A 16,386-nucleotide genomic window follows, 5' to 3' on the forward strand; every position below is an offset into this window, starting at 1 on the left:
TTAAATTTTAAGATTTGAGCTCAAATCAAATAAAAACTAGTGTCAATTTGTGAAATTCGTGGTAACTAAAAGATAACAATTATGAATTCAAAATTTGAAACCCTAAAAGCAAACGTTCAAGAAATTATTGATTTGATTGCTGCAAAAAACGACAGAGAAGCTAATAATAAACTGCTTGAAGTAAGTGATGAATTAGACGAAATGTTAGATCACGCTGAAGAAGATGAAGAACTTAGAGAAATCAGCAGATATCAAGTTTTATTGAATCAGCTTCATGTGAAAATTAACGGTGAAGAACAAGTTGACGGCGATGCATAAATGTTATTGTGATACAGGTTTACAGTTTGAAAACTGCTGTGGTTTGTATCTTGAGAAAAAACAAAAAGCGCCAACAGCTTTGGCATTAATGCGTTCTAGATATTCAGCTTATGCGACTCATAATGCTGATTATCTTTTGCAAACCACTTATGTTTCTGAAAGAGGATATTATTCTAAATCAGAAATTTTAAAATGGGCAGCCGCTAATAGATGGCAGAAATTAGAGATTTTAAGTTTCACAGAAAATACTGTCGAATTTAAAGCTTATTTTTTGGATTCGAATAATAGACCACAAACACATTACGAATTTTCTACTTTTAAATTGGAAGAAAACGAGTGGTTTTATGTCGATGGAAAGTTTGAATAATTGACATAATTTGGATAATTTTTGAGTTGTTGTGCCATAATACTTTAACTAAAAATTAATAAACGTTTCGTTTTTCATAATTCTAAAAAACCTTAATTTTAGAATTATGAAAAACGAGTTTAAAAAAGGTTTTTATTTTAAGTCATACGAAGCTCCATTTCAGTCTCCGTTTGAGAAACTTTTTGGTATTTTCAAAGAGTTAATTACCCATACTTCGGGTGATTTTGATGAAGCTATAGATTGGCTTCGGGAACTGGATAAAGAATATAAGCTTACCGACGAAAACTACACTATCGATGATTTTATCGAAGATTTAAAAAAGAAAGGTTACATAAAAGACGAAGTAAAAGGTGATGGTACAAATGGTTTTGGTATTACAGCTAAAACAGAACGTGCAATTCGTCAGCAGGCTTTAGAGCAGATTTTCGGAAATTTAAAACGTTCAGGAAATGGAAATCATAAAACGAAATATGCAGGAAATGGTGATGAGCACACGGGAGAATTTCGAGAGTTTAATTTTGGTGACAGTTTAGAACGTATTTCATTGACGGAAAGTCTCAAAAACGCTCAAATCAATAATGGAGTTGAAAGTTTCCAGTTGACCGAAAATGATTTGGTAGTTGAGGAAGCGCAGTACAAAGCACAAATGAGTACCGTTTTGATGATTGATATCAGTCACAGTATGATTTTGTACGGCGAAGACCGAATTACTCCGGCAAAGAAAGTTGCAATGGCTTTGGCCGAATTAATAACGACCCGTTACCCAAAAGATACGCTTGATATTTTAGTTTTTGGAAATGATGCTTGGACAATTCCAATTAAAGATTTGCCGTATTTGCAAGTTGGTCCTTATCATACCAATACCGTTGCCGGATTGCAACTGGCAATGGATATTTTGCGTCGAAAACGAAATACCAACAAACAGATTTTTATGATTACGGATGGGAAACCAAGCTGCGTGCGCGAACGCGACGGCTCATATTATATGAACAGTAACGGACTAGATGAATATATTGTTGACAAATGTTATACACAAGCACAGCAAGCTAGAAAATTACATATTCCAATAACAACCTTTATGATTGCAAATGATCCTTATTTGCAGCGATTTGTAAATCATTTTACCGAAGCCAATCAAGGAAAAGCATTTTATACCGGATTAAAAGGTCTAGGAGAAATGATTTTTGAAGATTATGAAACGAATAGGAAGAAAAGGATTAAATAAAAGTTGCTAAGGTTCTAAGATGCTAAGATACTAAGGTTTCTTTGTGCCTGAATATACTTTGCGTTTATATTGTAGAGACGCACTGCAGTGTGTCTAACACCACAATTGTCACGCTGAGCGAAGTCGAAGCGCCGCTTCAATTGGGTTTGAGAAAAATTAAAGACAACGTAATCGTAGAAACGCACTGCAGTGCGTTTAGCACAATGTATGACACAATGCTTATTATCTACAGAAAATAATAAAAACAACAAAACACATATTTCAATAAAATGGAAATAACAACTATAAAAACATTAGGGCAGTTAAAAGCCTCGGGATATAAAAGTATTAGTATTAAGGATGAATTAAGAAATAATCTACGAGAGAAGATTAAATCAGGAAAACCCGTTTTTGAAGGTGTTCACGGTTTTGAAAATACGGTAATTCCAGAATTAGAACGTGCCATTCTTTCTCGACATAATATTAATTTGTTGGGACTTCGCGGACAGGCAAAAACTCGCTTAGCGCGTAAAATGGTAGAATTATTAGATGAATATATTCCGTATGTTTCTGGTTCAGAAATTAATGATGATCCATTAAATCCGATTTCGCATTTTGCTAAAGATTTAATTGCTGAGAAAGGCGATGAAACTCCAATTTCATGGCTTCAGAGAAATGATCGTTTCTTTGAAAAATTAGCAACGCCAGATGTTACTGTTGCAGATTTAATAGGAGATGTTGATCCAATAAAAGCGGCAAATTTAAAATTATCTTACGCAGACGATCGCGTAATTCATTTCGGAATGATTCCAAGAGCAAATCGCTGTATTTTTGTTATTAATGAACTTCCAGACTTGCAAGCCCGAATTCAGGTTGCTTTGTTTAATATTCTGCAAGAAGGCGATATTCAAATTCGCGGATTTAAATTAAGAATGCCGCTTGATATGCAGTTTATATTTACTGCAAATCCAGAAGATTATACCAACAGAGGAAGTATTGTAACGCCGCTTAAAGATAGAATAGGTTCGCAGATTTTAACGCATTATCCTGAAAGTGTTGCCATCGCAAGAACAATTACAGAACAAGAAGCAAAGCTGGACGCAAATCAAAGCGACATCGTTTATGTGCCAAGTTTAGCCAGAGATATTTTAGAACAAATTAGTTTTGAAGCCCGAGAAAGCGAATACATCGATAATAAAAGCGGTGTAAGTGCCAGAATGAGCATAACAGCTTTTGAGAATCTAATTAGTACCGCAGAACGTCGTGCCTTAAAATCTGGAACAGATAAAACCATTTTGCGTTTATCAGATTTTATGGGAATAATTCCGTCGATTACAGGTAAGGTCGAATTAGTCTATGAAGGAGAGCAGGAGGGAGCTGCTGTCGTTGCACAGTATTTGATCGGTTCAGCAATTAGAACATTGTTTTCAGAGTATTTTCCAAAAATTGAAAAATTAGAAAAACCAGGCGAAAAAACACCTTATTCAGATTTAATTGAATGGTTTTTTACAGAAAGCGGTTTCGAGTTATTAGACGATGCGTCAGATGCTGAATATAAAGGTATTTTAGATGAAATTACGCCATTAGATATTTTATTAAAAAAATATCAGCCTCAATTAGACAAACAAGATATGCATTTTATGAAAGAGTTCGTTTTGTGGGCATTAGTAGAGTATAAAAAACTAAGTAAAGATCGTTTTGCGCAAGGTCATCAATTTAAAGATATGTACGGAAGTTATATTAGCAAATTATAGTTTATAACTCATTTTACAATCTAACCCGATAGTTATTTTTAATTGTCGGGTTTTATTTTGTGTATTATATTGATATATCAATTATATTTGTATCAAATAAATGAATCATGAAAATTGAAAATCCAACAGGAACAGCTCTTTATTCTATAGAAAAAGCAATTAAAGAATATCGAAAACTGGCGCAAAAAAACATTGCCAAAGTGGTAAAAGATATTACAGTCGATCAATGTTTGGTGCTAATAATACTCCAGCAAAACGAGAGTATTTCTCAAAACGAATTGGCAAATCTTGTTTTTAAAGACAGTGCTTCTATCACAAGAATGATCGAATTAATGGTAAAAAATGATTACCTGACCCGAACAATTCACGCAGAAGACAGAAGAAAATTCAATCTTGTAATTACTGAAAAAGGTTTGAAAACTATTGAATTAATAGAGCCTGTTATTCAATCAAACAGAGAAACAGCTTTGCATGGTTTATCATTAAAAGAAATAACATTATTGGATCAAACGCTGCATAAAATAATAAGTAATTGTAAAAAATGATTGGTATGAAATCAAAATTAATCTTAGTAATGTTTTCGGTATTTGCTATTGGGTATTCGCAAAACGAATTGAGCAGCAAACTAGAAAAGTATATGGATGCGCAATTTGCTGTTAATGATTTTAGCGGTACCGTTTTAGTTTCTAAAAATGATACAATACTATTAAAAAAAGCCTATGGTTTTGCTGATTACGAATGGAAAGTAAAAAACACAATAGATTCAAAGTTTAGTTTAGCATCCGTTTCAAAACAGTTTACAGCGGCAGCAGTTTTACAATTGGCTAAAAATAAGAAACTTTCATTAGAGGGTCCTATAAATGAATATTTTACTGATTTTCCAAAAGGAGAAAAAATAACGATAAAAATGCTGCTGGCTCATAATTCAGGTTTGCAAATGGATTTTGATGAATTGTATTTATCAAAAACAGATTTAGATAAAGATTCTGTTTATCAGTATATCATAAAAAAGCCATTTCTGTTTGAACCTGGCACAAGTACGGCTTACAGTAATATAGGATATTATTTACTAGCAAGAATTATAGAGAAAGTATCAGGGCAGACTTATGCAGCTTTTTTAAAAGAGCAATTGTTTGATAAAGCCAAAATGTACAATTCAGGCATCACAACAAATAGTACAATAGTTGAGAAAATGGCTAAATCATATTATCTCGAAAATGATAAACTGGTAAAAAATCCTTATATCAATTGGAATTTTAATATAGGTCACGATGGTGTTTATTCGACTGTTGATGATTTGTATTTGTGGAATAAAGCCTTGTTTGACAGTGAGATTATTTTGTCGAAAGAATCAAAGAGAAAAATGTTTACTTCATACAACGATCAAGATTTTGGTTTTGGGTTTTTGGTTAATCCATTCTACAGTCAAAATCATCAGTTAATTGCGCATGACGGCGGCTTTTTTGGTGCCATGACATCATTTAATAAATTTACAAACGATAATATATTAATTACTGTTTTATCTAATAACCAGTCAAAGTCTTATTATATTGCGTATGGTCTTGCCGGAATCTGTTTTGGAAAAGAAGTTGAACTTCCGTACAAACACATTCAAACTGCTGTAGATGCAAAAATCTATGATCAGTATGTGGGAGAGTATGAAAATATTAAAATTTTAAAGAAAGATAATAAGCTGTATTATATAGATGAAGATATTGAGTTATTGCCAGAATCTCAAACCAAATTTTTTCGTTCAGACAATAACAATACTACAGTCGAATTTGTAAAAGATAAAAAAGGAAAAGTTACGCAGCTGGAAATTAGAAAGGCAGGAATAAAAGAGGTAAAAGTTAAAAGTAAGAAGGTATAAGTACTATTTTTGCATTCAAAATTTAATTCTATGCTGTTTTTAATTCTAAGTATACTTTGCAGTGTTACCGTTGGTGTAATCTTTAAAATTACCCGTAAATACAATGCTAATCCCATTCAAATTATTGCGTTCAATTATATAGCGGCAATAGTACTTTGTTTTTTTACTTTTAGTCCGGATCTTACTATAGTTCATGAAGATGCTCCGTGGAATATTTATACAGCAATTGGTATTTTGCTTCCTATTGTTTTTCTCTTTCTGGTATTTTCAATAAAACATATGGGAATTGTAAAAACTGATGCAGCACAACGATTGTCATTGTTTATTCCCATACTTGCGGCATGGTTAATTTTTAAAGAAGAGTTTAATTCTTATAAAGTAATTGGTCTTGTAATTGGGTTTATTGCGCTTTTGTTCATTTTAAGAAAACAGATGCAGAACGAGCAAAACAAGTGGGTTTTTCCTGTCGCTGTTTTTGTAGGTTTTGGAGTGATTGATATACTTTTTAAACAAATAGCACTTTATACCACTTTGCCTTATACAACATCACTATTCATTGTTTTTAGTATTGCATTAGCAGTCTCTTTGTTAATAGTGCTTTACGATGTTATTTTTAAAAAGAATGGATTTAGTACTAAAAATGCTTTGTTCGGAGCTTTAGTTGGGATTTTTAATTTCGGAAATATTCTATTTTATTTAAAAGCGCATAAGGCATTTGCTGAAAATCCGTCAACAGTTTTTGCAGGAATGAATATGGGCGTAATTGTATTAGGAAGTCTTGTTGGTCTTTTCTTCTTCAAAGAAAAACTATCCAAGATTAATATAATTGGACTTCTTTTAGCGTTAATCTCTATTGTTTTCATTGTTAGGTCACAATTTTAGTGCATTTTTCATTCTTTTAAAGCTTTAATATTCAGTTAGTTTTGAGTTGAATTGAAAGTTTTTTAAAATAAACTCTACTAATTCTATAGAATTTATAAAATATATTTTATAGATTTGCATTAACAATGAAAAACTCTAGTCTAAATATCATTCCGTTTATGTGCAGCTTGACGATGTGCAGCATGATGAACAATGCAATGAAATGGCGTTAATAGAAAGTACTTGTTAGTTATTTTTTTTTTTAGCCTTTCATGCACCATGAAAGGCTTTTTTTAGAACTAGTAAAAAACAAACAAAATGAGATCAAATAGAAATATCAATATTATGATGCCATACTGCTCAACGAAAGTTCCGTGTTGTACATGCATCAGCTGCTGATTTTTATCAGAAACAAAACAATTTAGTAAACCCAAATTAAGTAAATCATAAAAATTAAAAGTAAATATTATGAGTACAGAAATTATAAAACAGAATCCCTTTCAATCTATGATTGATCGTTTTAATATAGCTGCAGATATTCTAAAGTTAGATGAATCAATCAGGCAAAAGCTGCAGCGTCCTGAAAAACAAATTGTAGTAAATTTTTCGATAACATTAGACAACGGAACCGAGCAGAATTTTGAAGGTTACCGCGTAATACATAATACAGCTTTGGGACCGTCTAAAGGTGGTATTCGCTATGATAATGCCGTAAACCTTGATGAAGTAAAAGCTTTAGCCGCTTGGATGACTTGGAAATCTGCAGTGACTGGAATTCCTTTCGGAGGAGCAAAAGGAGGTATTATTTGCGATCCAAGAACACTTTCAAAAACAGAGCTAGAACGTATTACGAGAGCTTATACGAAAGCATTATCGGATATTTTTGGTCCGCAAAAAGATGTTCCTGCACCAGATATGGGAACTGGCCCAGACGAAATGGGCTGGCTAATGGATGAATTTTCAATAGTTCACGGTAAAACAATTCATGCCGTTGTAACTGGAAAACATCTGCATTCGGGAGGTTCATTGGGCAGAGTAGAAGCAACAGGAAGAGGAGTGAGTATTATTAGTTTATTGGCACTTCAAAAACTAAAAATCAGGCCGGCAAGAGCAACAGCTGCAATTCAAGGTTTTGGAAACGTAGGGCTGCATTCGGCTTTATTTTTATACGAAAAAGGACTAAAAATTGTTGCAGTAAGTGATGTGTCAGAAGCATTTTATAATCCGCAGGGAATTAATATTCCAGAGCTTATTTTATATTATAATTTAAATAATAAAACGATTAAAGGTTATCCAAATTCAGTTGCAATTAAACATGAGGATTTGCTGCTTTTAGATGTTGATGTATTGATTCCTGCTGCCAAAGAAGATGTAATCACTCAGAAAAACGCACATGACATTCGTGCAAAAATTATAATTGAAGCTGCAAATGGACCAGTTTCTTCAGATGCTGATAAAATTTTGCATGAAAATAATGTTTTGGTAGTTCCAGATATTTTGGCGAATGCAGGCGGTGTGACCGTTTCTTATTTTGAATGGCTTCAAAATTCTTTATTAGAATCATGGAGAATTCATCAAATAAACAAACGTTTAGAAGATATTTTAGAAAAAGGATTTGAGACGGTGTTCAGAATTGCTGCAAAACACAATGTAACGCCTAGAATTGCGGCCTATATTATTGCTTTGAAAAAAGTAGCCGAAACACAATCTGTAAAAGAAGTGGCAGCCGAAGCGCCAAAATTCAAACAGAACTAATTCTATTTTAGGCAAGACTAAGATTATTTTCATCGATAGAAAGCCAGTGAGGGTTTTTTATTGGTGAAAATATCTTTTTTAATTTCATATCAATTCATATAATTTTTAAAAATGAAAAACATTAATTTTCTAGCATTTGCAATGCCGGCTTTTTTTCTTTTTTTATTTCTCGAATATAAGCTGGCACAACGAAAAAAAAGACCTGAAATTTTTAATTATGAAAGTTCTGTTTCTAATATAAGCATTGGTATCGCAGAGCGATTGATTAATTTGTTTATTGCCAGCAGTTTTTATCAACTGTATTATTTGATTTATGATGAATATAGAATTTTTGATATTCCGAGTGGTGTATTAGTTTGGATTGCCTTAATTCTCGCTACAGATTTTGTTTGGTATTGGTACCATAGATTAGGGCACGAGGTCAATTTTTTCTGGGCGGCACATATTGTAAATCATCACAGCGAAGAGTTTAATTTTACGGCGGCTGCCAGAATTACAACATTTCAGGCAATAGTTCGAACAGGATTTTGGTGTGTACTACCTTTTATTGGTTTTCATCCCTCAATGGTAATCACAATGCTTATTGTGCATGGAGCCTATTCGTTTTTTACACATACGCAGCTTATAGGAAAAATTAAATGGCTCGAATATGTTTTTGTTACGCCGTCTGTTCATGGTGTTCATCATGCTTCTGACGAGAAATATTTAGACAAAAATTACGGGGATATGTTTACGTTTTGGGATCGTCTTTTTGGTACTTTTCAGGAGGAAGAAGAAAAACCAAAATACGGTTTGACACATCCTTTAAAAAGTTATAGTTTTCTGTGGCAGCACTTTCATTATTATTTTGAAATTTTTGAACTATGGAAACGCTCAAAAGGTTATAAAGCAAAATGGAATGCCATTTTTGGAAGCCCGGCACATATGGATCAAGATATTCGTCCAACATTAGAAAAGCGTTTTTTACAAGATAAAAGCAATCCAAATCAAAGGCTTCGTTTCAGGAATTATCTTTATATTCAATTAGGAATCTGCACTTTATTGTTGACGGTTTTTACCTATTATTTTGATCGCTTAAATGTGTTAGATAAAGGTTTTGTTCTGTCGTTAATACTTATAACATTAATTAACTGCGGAGCACTTTTAGAACAGCGAAAATGGATTTATTACCTTGAATACGCTCGCATTTTAATGATAACCACTTATTTCTTGTATGAAGAAAATCTAACGATATTTTTCTTTGTTCCGCTGGCAATTATGATTTTTGCAGAGCAATTGTTTTCACTTAGTAAATTGTATCAAAATATTATTTTACAATTAGAGACAGCAGATTAAAAAGAACAAATAGTCAACGAGATTCATTATAACTATGACATATTTTTTCATCTCGATTAACGGATATATATTTTAAAACCTGTGCGGCATTATTTAATTAAGTTAATTTTTAGATCATTAATATTTATTCCAATCAATAAATAATTTAGTTGTATCTATCTTGAATTGAGTTTTAGCAATAAACCCGATATCTTTTGGAAGATATCGGGTTTATTATTTTGTTTTAATTCTAAAATTTGGAATTTAAAACTCTAATGCTTGTAAAGTTTAACATGATTACCAAAAGAGTATGTTGCGGCGATAGTTGGACCGTTATAACCCCATTTCAAGAAGCCATTTAAGCGTTCTCTTGTAGTATCGACTTTAAAATTCAAACCAGTGTATCCAGCGGTAATGCTTAAATTTTGATATATGTTATATAAAAGCGATAAATTATAACTGACAATTCGGCCATCGATATTATCGATTTTTACTGCCAAGTAATTGGCATTTACATACAAACCAAAACGTTTTCCAAGTACAAATTCTCCCCATATTCCAACATCAGGTAAAGGAGCTGTAAAATTAAAGCTGTCGTGGTATTCAAGACTGGCTTGGTTGGCATCTAAACGTAAACCTAAATCTGCAAAAAGTACGTGAGCACCAATCAACAGACCGGCTTCATACTTAGGTTTAGATAAAAATGCATATCCGTAAGCGATACGAGCAATTTGTACGTCGAAATTAGCTGATACTCTAGAATTCACGTTATAAGTATGATCGCCAAAATTAATGTCTTTTTGCAGGGTTTTTGAAGAACTTCTATTAAGCGAAAAAAATTCAAATCCTAATCTTGATCGTCTTGAAATACGCCAATCAAAAGTTCCCATAAAGGAAGAACTTGATTTAGAGAAACCTAAATCATCTTCTAAATCTATTTCCGTAGCTCGATTACCATTGTTAGTGCCAACCTCAATTTGTGTATTGTTTACTGGGAAAAAAGCTCCTGCAGTTACTTTAAATCGTCTTGCATGCCAAGGCAAATCGTCAGCGTAATCTTGCAGGTCATCGAAGTTGTTTTGTACGGCGGTTAAAGTGTCTTTTGTTGATGCATCTGCTACAATTTGTGCATGAGATGAAAGATACGAGAACGGAATTATCAAAAAATAAAATAATCTTTTCATGAGGTTTATCTTTAAATTTATTGATGAATTTTTAACAATTAAAGTTAACAAAAAAAATCATTCATTTTGATTTTAGAGCCTTATTATTTGATTATCAGTTATATATTCTGAGGGTTTTGTTAAATACAGCCCATTTGAGGGATAATAACAATCCTGAACTTGCTGGTGCGAATAGCCAGGCGGCATATAGAAAAAGCCCCAATTAACGCAATGTATATTGGGGCTTTTTTTATATGAGACCACGCCCATAGTTTTAAAATTTTGAAACTACTTTTTCTCTTAAACTCTGTGATAATCTGCCCGCCAATGTACAATGGCTTTTTTGATAGAATCGCCCGAGAGGTTATTTTTAAGAGCATCGTCTATTAAAGTGAGAACTTCGTCGTTTGGAGCAAAACGAAGTGCAAATATTTGATCATCGGTAAACTTATATTCAATTTCTTCAAACCTTTTTCCAGTGAGTGTAAAATAGCGATAGCGAAGTTCTAAGCGTATAATTCGGTTTTGTAAAGTAAGTGCGTAATGCTGGCGCAGCATATAAGCGAGAAAAATAAGTAAGCCAAAAAGAATACTTATAAAGGACCAAATAAGCGTATCTGCTGAGGTAAAAGCAAAGTACAAACTGCTGAGAAAAAACAGAACTGCAAGCGGATAAAATACAAAATGATGTGGGGTATAAAATCGTATATGATTGTAATAGGTTTGAATTTTCATGATGAAGAATGTTTGTATGAAAATAAAAAAAATAAAGCTACTCTAAAAGAATAGAATAGCTTTTTTTCTCAAAAATAAACTAACATAACCAATGTCTCCTTTATCGTAAAAACTTTTTACAGTTTTACTTAGTAATATATTTATAAGTCTTATTAAGTGTCAAATTGTCAATGTTTTGACTTTTATTTATACTAGTAAAATTAGGTTATGTGCAGTCATTGTTTGTTATATCTTGAGTATCAAATGTTATATGATTTCAATATAAAAAATTACAGAGTTCTTATAATTTTCCATTCTTCAAGCTTTGACTGCAGTGGTTTACTTGCATTTGCAGGACTTGTTGAGGGCAGTGTTATAAGTTGATAGGGATCTTCAAGTTTAACATATTTCTTGAAAAAATGTGCCGCTTTTTGACCGTTAAACAGTATGGTTTTTATGTTAGGATGTTGTTTTAGAAAGGTTTCAAAATCATTGGCAATTTCATTTTTTATAGCACTGTCTAAACTTCCAACTCGGTCGCAATGTTGTAATACATCCCATAAAGCAATTTTGTTTTGAAGTAAAAAAGCTTTCTTTATTTCGTAATCATTGCTGAAATCTTTACTGAAAATAGTAAATAAAAACTTCCAGAAGTTATTTTGATTATGCCCGTAGTACTGATTGAGTTCTAAAGATTTTGTTCCAGGCATTGTTCCTAAAATTAATATCGTCGAATTTATTGAGCTGATAGGAGGGAAGGAAAAACTTTTCATTTTATAAAATTAGTAAAATAAGGTTCTAAGGAGCTAAGATTCTAAGAAAAAAGCTTAGAACCTTAGCGTCTTAGTTTCTAAGAACCTTCCTCAACGTCCAAATCGATAATACTCTAAATCCTGATTTTTTTTGTTATTGATCGAGTCTAAAATAGAATTCATTCCCATCACGCTGAAAGTAATTCCATTTCCTCCGAAACCTAAAATATAATGCTCGTTTTTTTTCGCGTTTGGTTTCCCAAAGTACGGAAGACCATCTTTGGTTTCTCCAAAAGTTCCTGCCCAAGAATAATCTAATTTAAAGTCAGAATTCGGGAATCTCTTTTGAAATTGTTTTAGCAAAAGCAATTCTTTTTTAGGAAGCAGATTATCTCTTTTTTTAGGATCTTTAAATTCTTCGTCGCCTCCGCCCATTATAATTCGGTTGTCTGAAGTGGCGCGATAGTAAAAGTACGGATTTGCTGTATCCCACAGTATAGCATTTTTTAAGCAAAGCGGAATCTCCTCAATAGATTCAGATGCAATTGCATAAGTACTTTTTAAGTCGACTATTTTCTCATTTAAAGTCTCGGTACTTTCGTAACCTGTACAATGTATAACGTGATCTGCTGTAATGGTATATTTATTTTCTGTTTGAGCAATACATCTTCCTTTTTGATTGCTAATACTGACGATATTGGTTCGATCAAAAATCTGCATGCCATTCTGCTCACAGTAATAAAGTAAGTCACCAGCCAATTTAAAAGGATCAATAACTGCAGCCGTTTTCGATTCTAATGCAGCAAGAGCATTTAACTCTATTTTTTCTAAATCCTGCTTGTTGAGCCAGCTCACGTCAAAACCAAATTGCTTACGAACTTTAAATTCGTTTTTTAAAAATGGAATATCTTTTTTGAGTGACGTAAAATAAATACTCTTTTTAAATTCAAAACCACAGTCGCTTTTAATAGAGTCAATTATTGTTCGAAGATCAAAAATCGCTTTTTTTCCATTGTTGTAACTATCTACAGCGCATTTTTCGCCTCTAAGTTTTATTAATTCATGCAAAGGCACATCAACTTCATATTGAAGTAAAGCAGTACTTGCAGCCGTACTTCCGTTGCAAACATCACGACGATCTGCGAGGACTATTTTTTTTCCTTCAGAAATTAATTTATATGCCATTAAAGCCCCAGTTATTCCGCTTCCAATGATAAGAATCTCAGTGTTGATATCAGAATTGATAGAAGGATAACTAATATTCATGGCATTTTTTAAAGGCCAGAAAGTTTCTGTCGAGCGTAATTTCATTTTTTAGATTTATTTTGTGCTGTTTGATTTGGCTTTTGAGCTAGTTTTCGAGCACCTCTATTTTTATCTTTTTGTTCGTGCTGCTGATGTGCTTCGGCTATAGAATGCGAAGTTCTAATGCTTTCATCTTTTTTAGCAAGTTCACTAAGTCGGCGATAGTATTTCTGAATAATAACCATTTCTTCCTCGGTCATATTTTCAATATCAACCAGACTATTGCTTGAATATTCATTTGAAGCAACTAATTCGTTTAGTTTTAATTGGATAGCAAGGGAATCTTTGTTTTGTGCTTTCTGAATTAAAAAAACCATTAAAAAAGTAATAATTGTTGTCCCAGTATTAATAACCAGCTGCCAGGTTTCAGAATAATTAAAAAACGGTCCACAAATTGCCCAAACAAGTACAATGGCAAAAGCAGAGACAAATGCAGTTGTGCTTCCGGCAGCTTTTGAAACATTTGAAGCAAATTTTTCGAATGCATTACTGCTATTCTGTTTTTTATTTTTCATTGTTTTTACTGTTAAGGTTTACTAGCTTTTTCTTCTTTAGCTTTAGCGGCTTTTTCTTGCTGTTCCTCTTTCTTTTCCTTTATTTCTTCTTTCTTTTTTTCTTTTTCCTTCTCTTTTTTCTTGAAGTAGCCTCTAAATAGGAAATTGCTTTTTGCAGCCTCCATATTATCACTAAAACCTTTTGTTCCTGTTTCTAAATTAGAAAGTGTATTCGAAACGCTGTTTGCCATTTTATCATCGCTTACCAGTCTTGCTAAAGCACCGTTTCCGTTATTCATGCTATGGCTGAAAATGGCTAACTCTTCAGAAATGACGCCAACATTATCAACGCTTTTTTTAACGCTTTTCATAATGTCGTTCATTTCGATACCGTCAATAGAAGCTATTGCGCCATTGTCTTCAATAATTTTTTGTGATTTAGTACCGGGAGAAATAGTCAGTACCTTGTCGCCCATCAATCCATCAGAACCAATACCGGCACGAGCATCTGTTTTTATAAACTCTCGCACTTCCTCTTTTATAATCATTGACACAACAACTGAGGAATCATTAATTAGCCTGATTTCTTCAACCGTACCAATGTTAATGCCTGAAAAGCGTACGTTGTTTCCAACTTCTAAACCGCTGACCGTTTTAAATTTTGAAGTAAGGTGAAATGTTGAGCCAAAAAGATTTTTTTGCTTTCCAATAAAATAAATTGCGGTTATAAAAAGTAACAAACCAACTGTTACAAACATTCCTAATTTCCAAGTATATCCAGATTGTTTCTCCATGATTTCTAAAGTTTTTTATTTAAAAAAAGAACGAACCCATTTGTCTTCATCTTTTTCTAATTCGTCATACGTTCCTTCGGCATGAATTACTCCATCTTTCAGCACTATAATTCGATCTGCCGTCATTTTTGCGCAAGCCATATCGTGCGTGATTATTATAGCCGATGTTTTTTGTTTCTTTTTAATTTCAAGAATTAATTCGCTTATTTCTCTAGAAGTAATTGTGTCTAATCCAGTTGTAGGTTCATCATATAATATGATTTCAGGTTTTAAAATCAATGTTCTTGCTAAACCAATTCTCTTTCTCATTCCGCCAGAAAGTTCAGATGGCATTTTATCTACAGCATCACTTAAACCCACATTTTCCAGAGCTTCCATAACTTCATTTTCAATCTCTTCTGGCGATAAATCTCTTTTATGTTTGCTCAAAGTAAAAACAAGATTTTCTCGTACAGACATCGAATCATACAGAGCACCGCTTTGAAACAGAAAACCAATTCGAGCTCTTATTTTGTTAAGTTCATTTTTTTTGAGTTCCAGTATGTTTTCATCAAAAACAGTTATTTCGCCTTTGTCTGGCGCAATCAATCCAACGATACATTTTATAGTTACTGATTTTCCTGAACCAGAGCGTCCTAGAATCACCAAATCCTCACCTTTATGCAAGTTCAGATTGATGCCTTTTAAGACTTCGTTATCTTCGCCAAAAGTTTTATGTAAATCCTTTATAGTGATTATTACGTTTTGCTTTCTGTTTTTTGACTGTGGTTCTATATTTTCTTTTTCTTTAATCATCTTAAAAAAATAAATCAGTTATCTGTACTGCGAGCATATCGATAATAAATATGGTTAACGAGGCTGTAACAACTGCAGAGTTTGCAGCTTTCCCCACACTTTCGGTTCCATTTGCGGCATTAAATCCTTTAAAACATCCAATCATTCCAATAAAAAAGCCAAAGAAGAAAGTTTTAATTGTGGCAGGAATCAGATCTAAAAATTCCAAAGACTGTATGATCTGCGTTAAGTATCTATAAAAATTGACGTCGCCATGAATGTTTATTCCAACATAACCGCCAATAATTCCAATTGCATCAGCAAAAAACACTAATACAGGGACCATTAAAGTACAGGCTAAAATTCTAGTTACGACCAAATAGTTGTACGGATTTATTGCCGAAACTTCCATAGCGTCAATTTGTTCTGTAACTTTCATAGAACCTAATTCAGCACCAATTCCAGAGGAAATTTTTCCTGCACAAATCAAAGCAGTAATAACGGGTGCAATTTCTCTAATTAAGGAAAGCGCCACCATTCCTGGAAGCCAGCTTTCGGCTCCAAATTTTACTAATGTTGGACGAGATTGTAAAGTGAGCACTAAACCCATAATAAAACCTGTGATCGCTACCAAAGGCAATGATTTGTAACCAATAACATAACATTGTTTCAAGAACTCTTTGGTCTCATAAGGAGGAATTATAACCTCTTTAAAAAACTTCTTTGCAAACAAAGCTGCCTCTCCAATTTCTGTAAATGTATTTTTTAGGCTGAGAATCAAAATGTTTAGTTTTAAAGTTGCTTTAGTATTTAAAATCAATATTTTAACAGTTTTTTCTGCTTTTGTAATTATTTAGGAAAGTTACCCTGATACTTGTTAAAATTATTTACACAACTCTTTCTGAAGTTTATATAATTTTCATTGTGAGTTGATTAAATAAAATCTT

17 protein-coding genes are annotated in these 16,386 nt (G+C 32.8%); 9 read left to right on the forward strand and 8 right to left on the reverse strand.

Annotated elements, in window-relative coordinates:
- Positions 1-81 precede the first annotated feature (81 nt).
- From B0A75_RS09390 to B0A75_RS09430, 9 genes are all read left to right on the forward strand, one after another.
- The gene (locus B0A75_RS09390) at positions 82-318 is read left to right on the forward strand and encodes a hypothetical protein (RefSeq protein WP_089054024.1); all 237 of its coding nucleotides are present in this window, start codon (positions 82-84) and stop codon (positions 316-318) included.
- A complete protein-coding gene (locus tag B0A75_RS09395) occupies positions 311-685 on the forward strand; it encodes a YchJ family protein (RefSeq protein WP_089054025.1) in 375 nt (124 codons plus the stop codon). The genes B0A75_RS09390 and B0A75_RS09395 overlap by 8 nt, the downstream gene beginning before the upstream one ends.
- Before the next feature lie 106 nt (positions 686-791).
- On the forward strand, positions 792-1,910 hold the full coding sequence (locus tag B0A75_RS09400; protein ID WP_089054026.1) for a vWA domain-containing protein: 1,119 nt from the start codon (positions 792-794) through the stop codon (positions 1,908-1,910).
- Positions 1,911-2,179: 269 nt separating this feature from the next.
- Positions 2,180-3,643: an AAA family ATPase gene (locus B0A75_RS09405; RefSeq protein WP_089054027.1), complete on the forward strand. Its 1,464-nt coding sequence runs from the start codon at positions 2,180-2,182 to the stop codon at positions 3,641-3,643.
- A gap of 107 nt (positions 3,644-3,750) precedes the next feature.
- Positions 3,751-4,188, forward strand: coding sequence for a MarR family winged helix-turn-helix transcriptional regulator (locus B0A75_RS09410; protein WP_089054028.1), 438 nt, complete (start codon positions 3,751-3,753; stop codon positions 4,186-4,188).
- 5 nt (positions 4,189-4,193) lie between these two features.
- A complete protein-coding gene (locus tag B0A75_RS09415) occupies positions 4,194-5,513 on the forward strand; it encodes a serine hydrolase (RefSeq protein ID WP_089054090.1) in 1,320 nt (439 codons plus the stop codon).
- 30 nt (positions 5,514-5,543) lie between these two features.
- Positions 5,544-6,395, forward strand: coding sequence for a DMT family transporter (locus B0A75_RS09420; RefSeq protein ID WP_089054029.1), 852 nt, complete (start codon positions 5,544-5,546; stop codon positions 6,393-6,395).
- A 447-nt stretch (positions 6,396-6,842) separates the two neighbouring features.
- Entirely contained in the window at positions 6,843-8,129 is a 1,287-nt protein-coding gene (locus tag B0A75_RS09425) for a Glu/Leu/Phe/Val family dehydrogenase (RefSeq protein ID WP_241687456.1), read from the forward strand.
- A 111-nt stretch (positions 8,130-8,240) separates the two neighbouring features.
- Positions 8,241-9,464: a sterol desaturase family protein gene (locus B0A75_RS09430; protein ID WP_089054031.1), complete on the forward strand. Its 1,224-nt coding sequence runs from the start codon at positions 8,241-8,243 to the stop codon at positions 9,462-9,464.
- A 251-nt stretch (positions 9,465-9,715) separates the two neighbouring features.
- Here B0A75_RS09430 and B0A75_RS09435 read toward each other — a convergent pair whose 3' ends face one another.
- The 8 genes from B0A75_RS09435 to B0A75_RS09470 form a co-directional block, all read right to left on the reverse strand.
- Positions 9,716-10,627 (reverse strand): hypothetical protein, encoded by a 912-nt coding sequence (locus tag B0A75_RS09435; RefSeq protein WP_089054032.1) that lies wholly within the window; start codon positions 10,625-10,627, stop codon positions 9,716-9,718.
- 279 nt (positions 10,628-10,906) lie between these two features.
- Complete coding sequence (locus B0A75_RS09440) at positions 10,907-11,341, reverse strand: DUF6526 family protein (protein ID WP_089054033.1); 435 nt, start codon at positions 11,339-11,341, stop codon at positions 10,907-10,909.
- 269 nt (positions 11,342-11,610) lie between these two features.
- Positions 11,611-12,093, reverse strand: a complete 483-nt coding sequence (locus B0A75_RS09445; protein ID WP_089054034.1) for a DNA-deoxyinosine glycosylase — start codon at positions 12,091-12,093, stop codon at positions 11,611-11,613.
- Positions 12,094-12,183: 90 nt separating this feature from the next.
- Complete coding sequence (locus tag B0A75_RS09450; RefSeq protein ID WP_089054035.1) at positions 12,184-13,383, reverse strand: NAD(P)/FAD-dependent oxidoreductase; 1,200 nt, start codon at positions 13,381-13,383, stop codon at positions 12,184-12,186.
- Entirely contained in the window at positions 13,380-13,892 is a 513-nt protein-coding gene (locus B0A75_RS09455; protein ID WP_089054036.1) for a low affinity iron permease family protein, read from the reverse strand. The genes B0A75_RS09450 and B0A75_RS09455 overlap by 4 nt, the downstream gene beginning before the upstream one ends.
- A gap of 11 nt (positions 13,893-13,903) precedes the next feature.
- A complete protein-coding gene (locus B0A75_RS09460) occupies positions 13,904-14,665 on the reverse strand; it encodes an MlaD family protein (RefSeq protein ID WP_089054037.1) in 762 nt (253 codons plus the stop codon).
- A gap of 15 nt (positions 14,666-14,680) precedes the next feature.
- Complete coding sequence (locus B0A75_RS09465; protein WP_089054038.1) at positions 14,681-15,460, reverse strand: ABC transporter ATP-binding protein; 780 nt, start codon at positions 15,458-15,460, stop codon at positions 14,681-14,683.
- Position 15,461: 1 nt separating this feature from the next.
- On the reverse strand, positions 15,462-16,220 hold the full coding sequence (locus B0A75_RS09470; RefSeq protein WP_089054091.1) for an MlaE family ABC transporter permease: 759 nt from the start codon (positions 16,218-16,220) through the stop codon (positions 15,462-15,464).
- Positions 16,221-16,386 lie beyond the last annotated feature (166 nt).

The sequence above is a fragment of the Flavobacterium oncorhynchi genome (genome assembly GCF_002217355.1).
GTDB lineage: Bacteria > Bacteroidota > Bacteroidia > Flavobacteriales > Flavobacteriaceae > Flavobacterium > Flavobacterium oncorhynchi.

What these genes read in the sequence shown, in the direction of transcription:
- B0A75_RS09465 (WP_089054038.1), bottom strand. Translation starts at nt 15,460, where the DNA reads ATGATTAAAGAAAAAGAAAATATAGAACCACAGTCAAAAAACAGAAAG.
- B0A75_RS09450 (WP_089054035.1), bottom strand. Translation starts at nt 13,383, where the DNA reads ATGAAATTACGCTCGACAGAAACTTTCTGGCCTTTAAAAAATGCCATG.
- B0A75_RS09415 (WP_089054090.1), top strand. Translation starts at nt 4,194, where the DNA reads ATGAAATCAAAATTAATCTTAGTAATGTTTTCGGTATTTGCTATTGGG.
- B0A75_RS09430 (WP_089054031.1), top strand. Translation starts at nt 8,241, where the DNA reads ATGAAAAACATTAATTTTCTAGCATTTGCAATGCCGGCTTTTTTTCTT.
- B0A75_RS09460 (WP_089054037.1), bottom strand. Translation starts at nt 14,665, where the DNA reads ATGGAGAAACAATCTGGATATACTTGGAAATTAGGAATGTTTGTAACA.
- B0A75_RS09420 (WP_089054029.1), top strand. Translation starts at nt 5,544, where the DNA reads ATGCTGTTTTTAATTCTAAGTATACTTTGCAGTGTTACCGTTGGTGTA.
- B0A75_RS09410 (WP_089054028.1), top strand. Translation starts at nt 3,751, where the DNA reads ATGAAAATTGAAAATCCAACAGGAACAGCTCTTTATTCTATAGAAAAA.
- B0A75_RS09445 (WP_089054034.1), bottom strand. Translation starts at nt 12,093, where the DNA reads ATGAAAAGTTTTTCCTTCCCTCCTATCAGCTCAATAAATTCGACGATA.
- B0A75_RS09390 (WP_089054024.1), top strand. Translation starts at nt 82, where the DNA reads ATGAATTCAAAATTTGAAACCCTAAAAGCAAACGTTCAAGAAATTATT.
- B0A75_RS09395 (WP_089054025.1), top strand. Translation starts at nt 311, where the DNA reads ATGCATAAATGTTATTGTGATACAGGTTTACAGTTTGAAAACTGCTGT.
- B0A75_RS09405 (WP_089054027.1), top strand. Translation starts at nt 2,180, where the DNA reads ATGGAAATAACAACTATAAAAACATTAGGGCAGTTAAAAGCCTCGGGA.
- B0A75_RS09440 (WP_089054033.1), bottom strand. Translation starts at nt 11,341, where the DNA reads ATGAAAATTCAAACCTATTACAATCATATACGATTTTATACCCCACAT.
- B0A75_RS09400 (WP_089054026.1), top strand. Translation starts at nt 792, where the DNA reads ATGAAAAACGAGTTTAAAAAAGGTTTTTATTTTAAGTCATACGAAGCT.
- B0A75_RS09455 (WP_089054036.1), bottom strand. Translation starts at nt 13,892, where the DNA reads ATGAAAAATAAAAAACAGAATAGCAGTAATGCATTCGAAAAATTTGCT.
- B0A75_RS09435 (WP_089054032.1), bottom strand. Translation starts at nt 10,627, where the DNA reads ATGAAAAGATTATTTTATTTTTTGATAATTCCGTTCTCGTATCTTTCA.
- B0A75_RS09425 (WP_241687456.1), top strand. Translation starts at nt 6,843, where the DNA reads ATGAGTACAGAAATTATAAAACAGAATCCCTTTCAATCTATGATTGAT.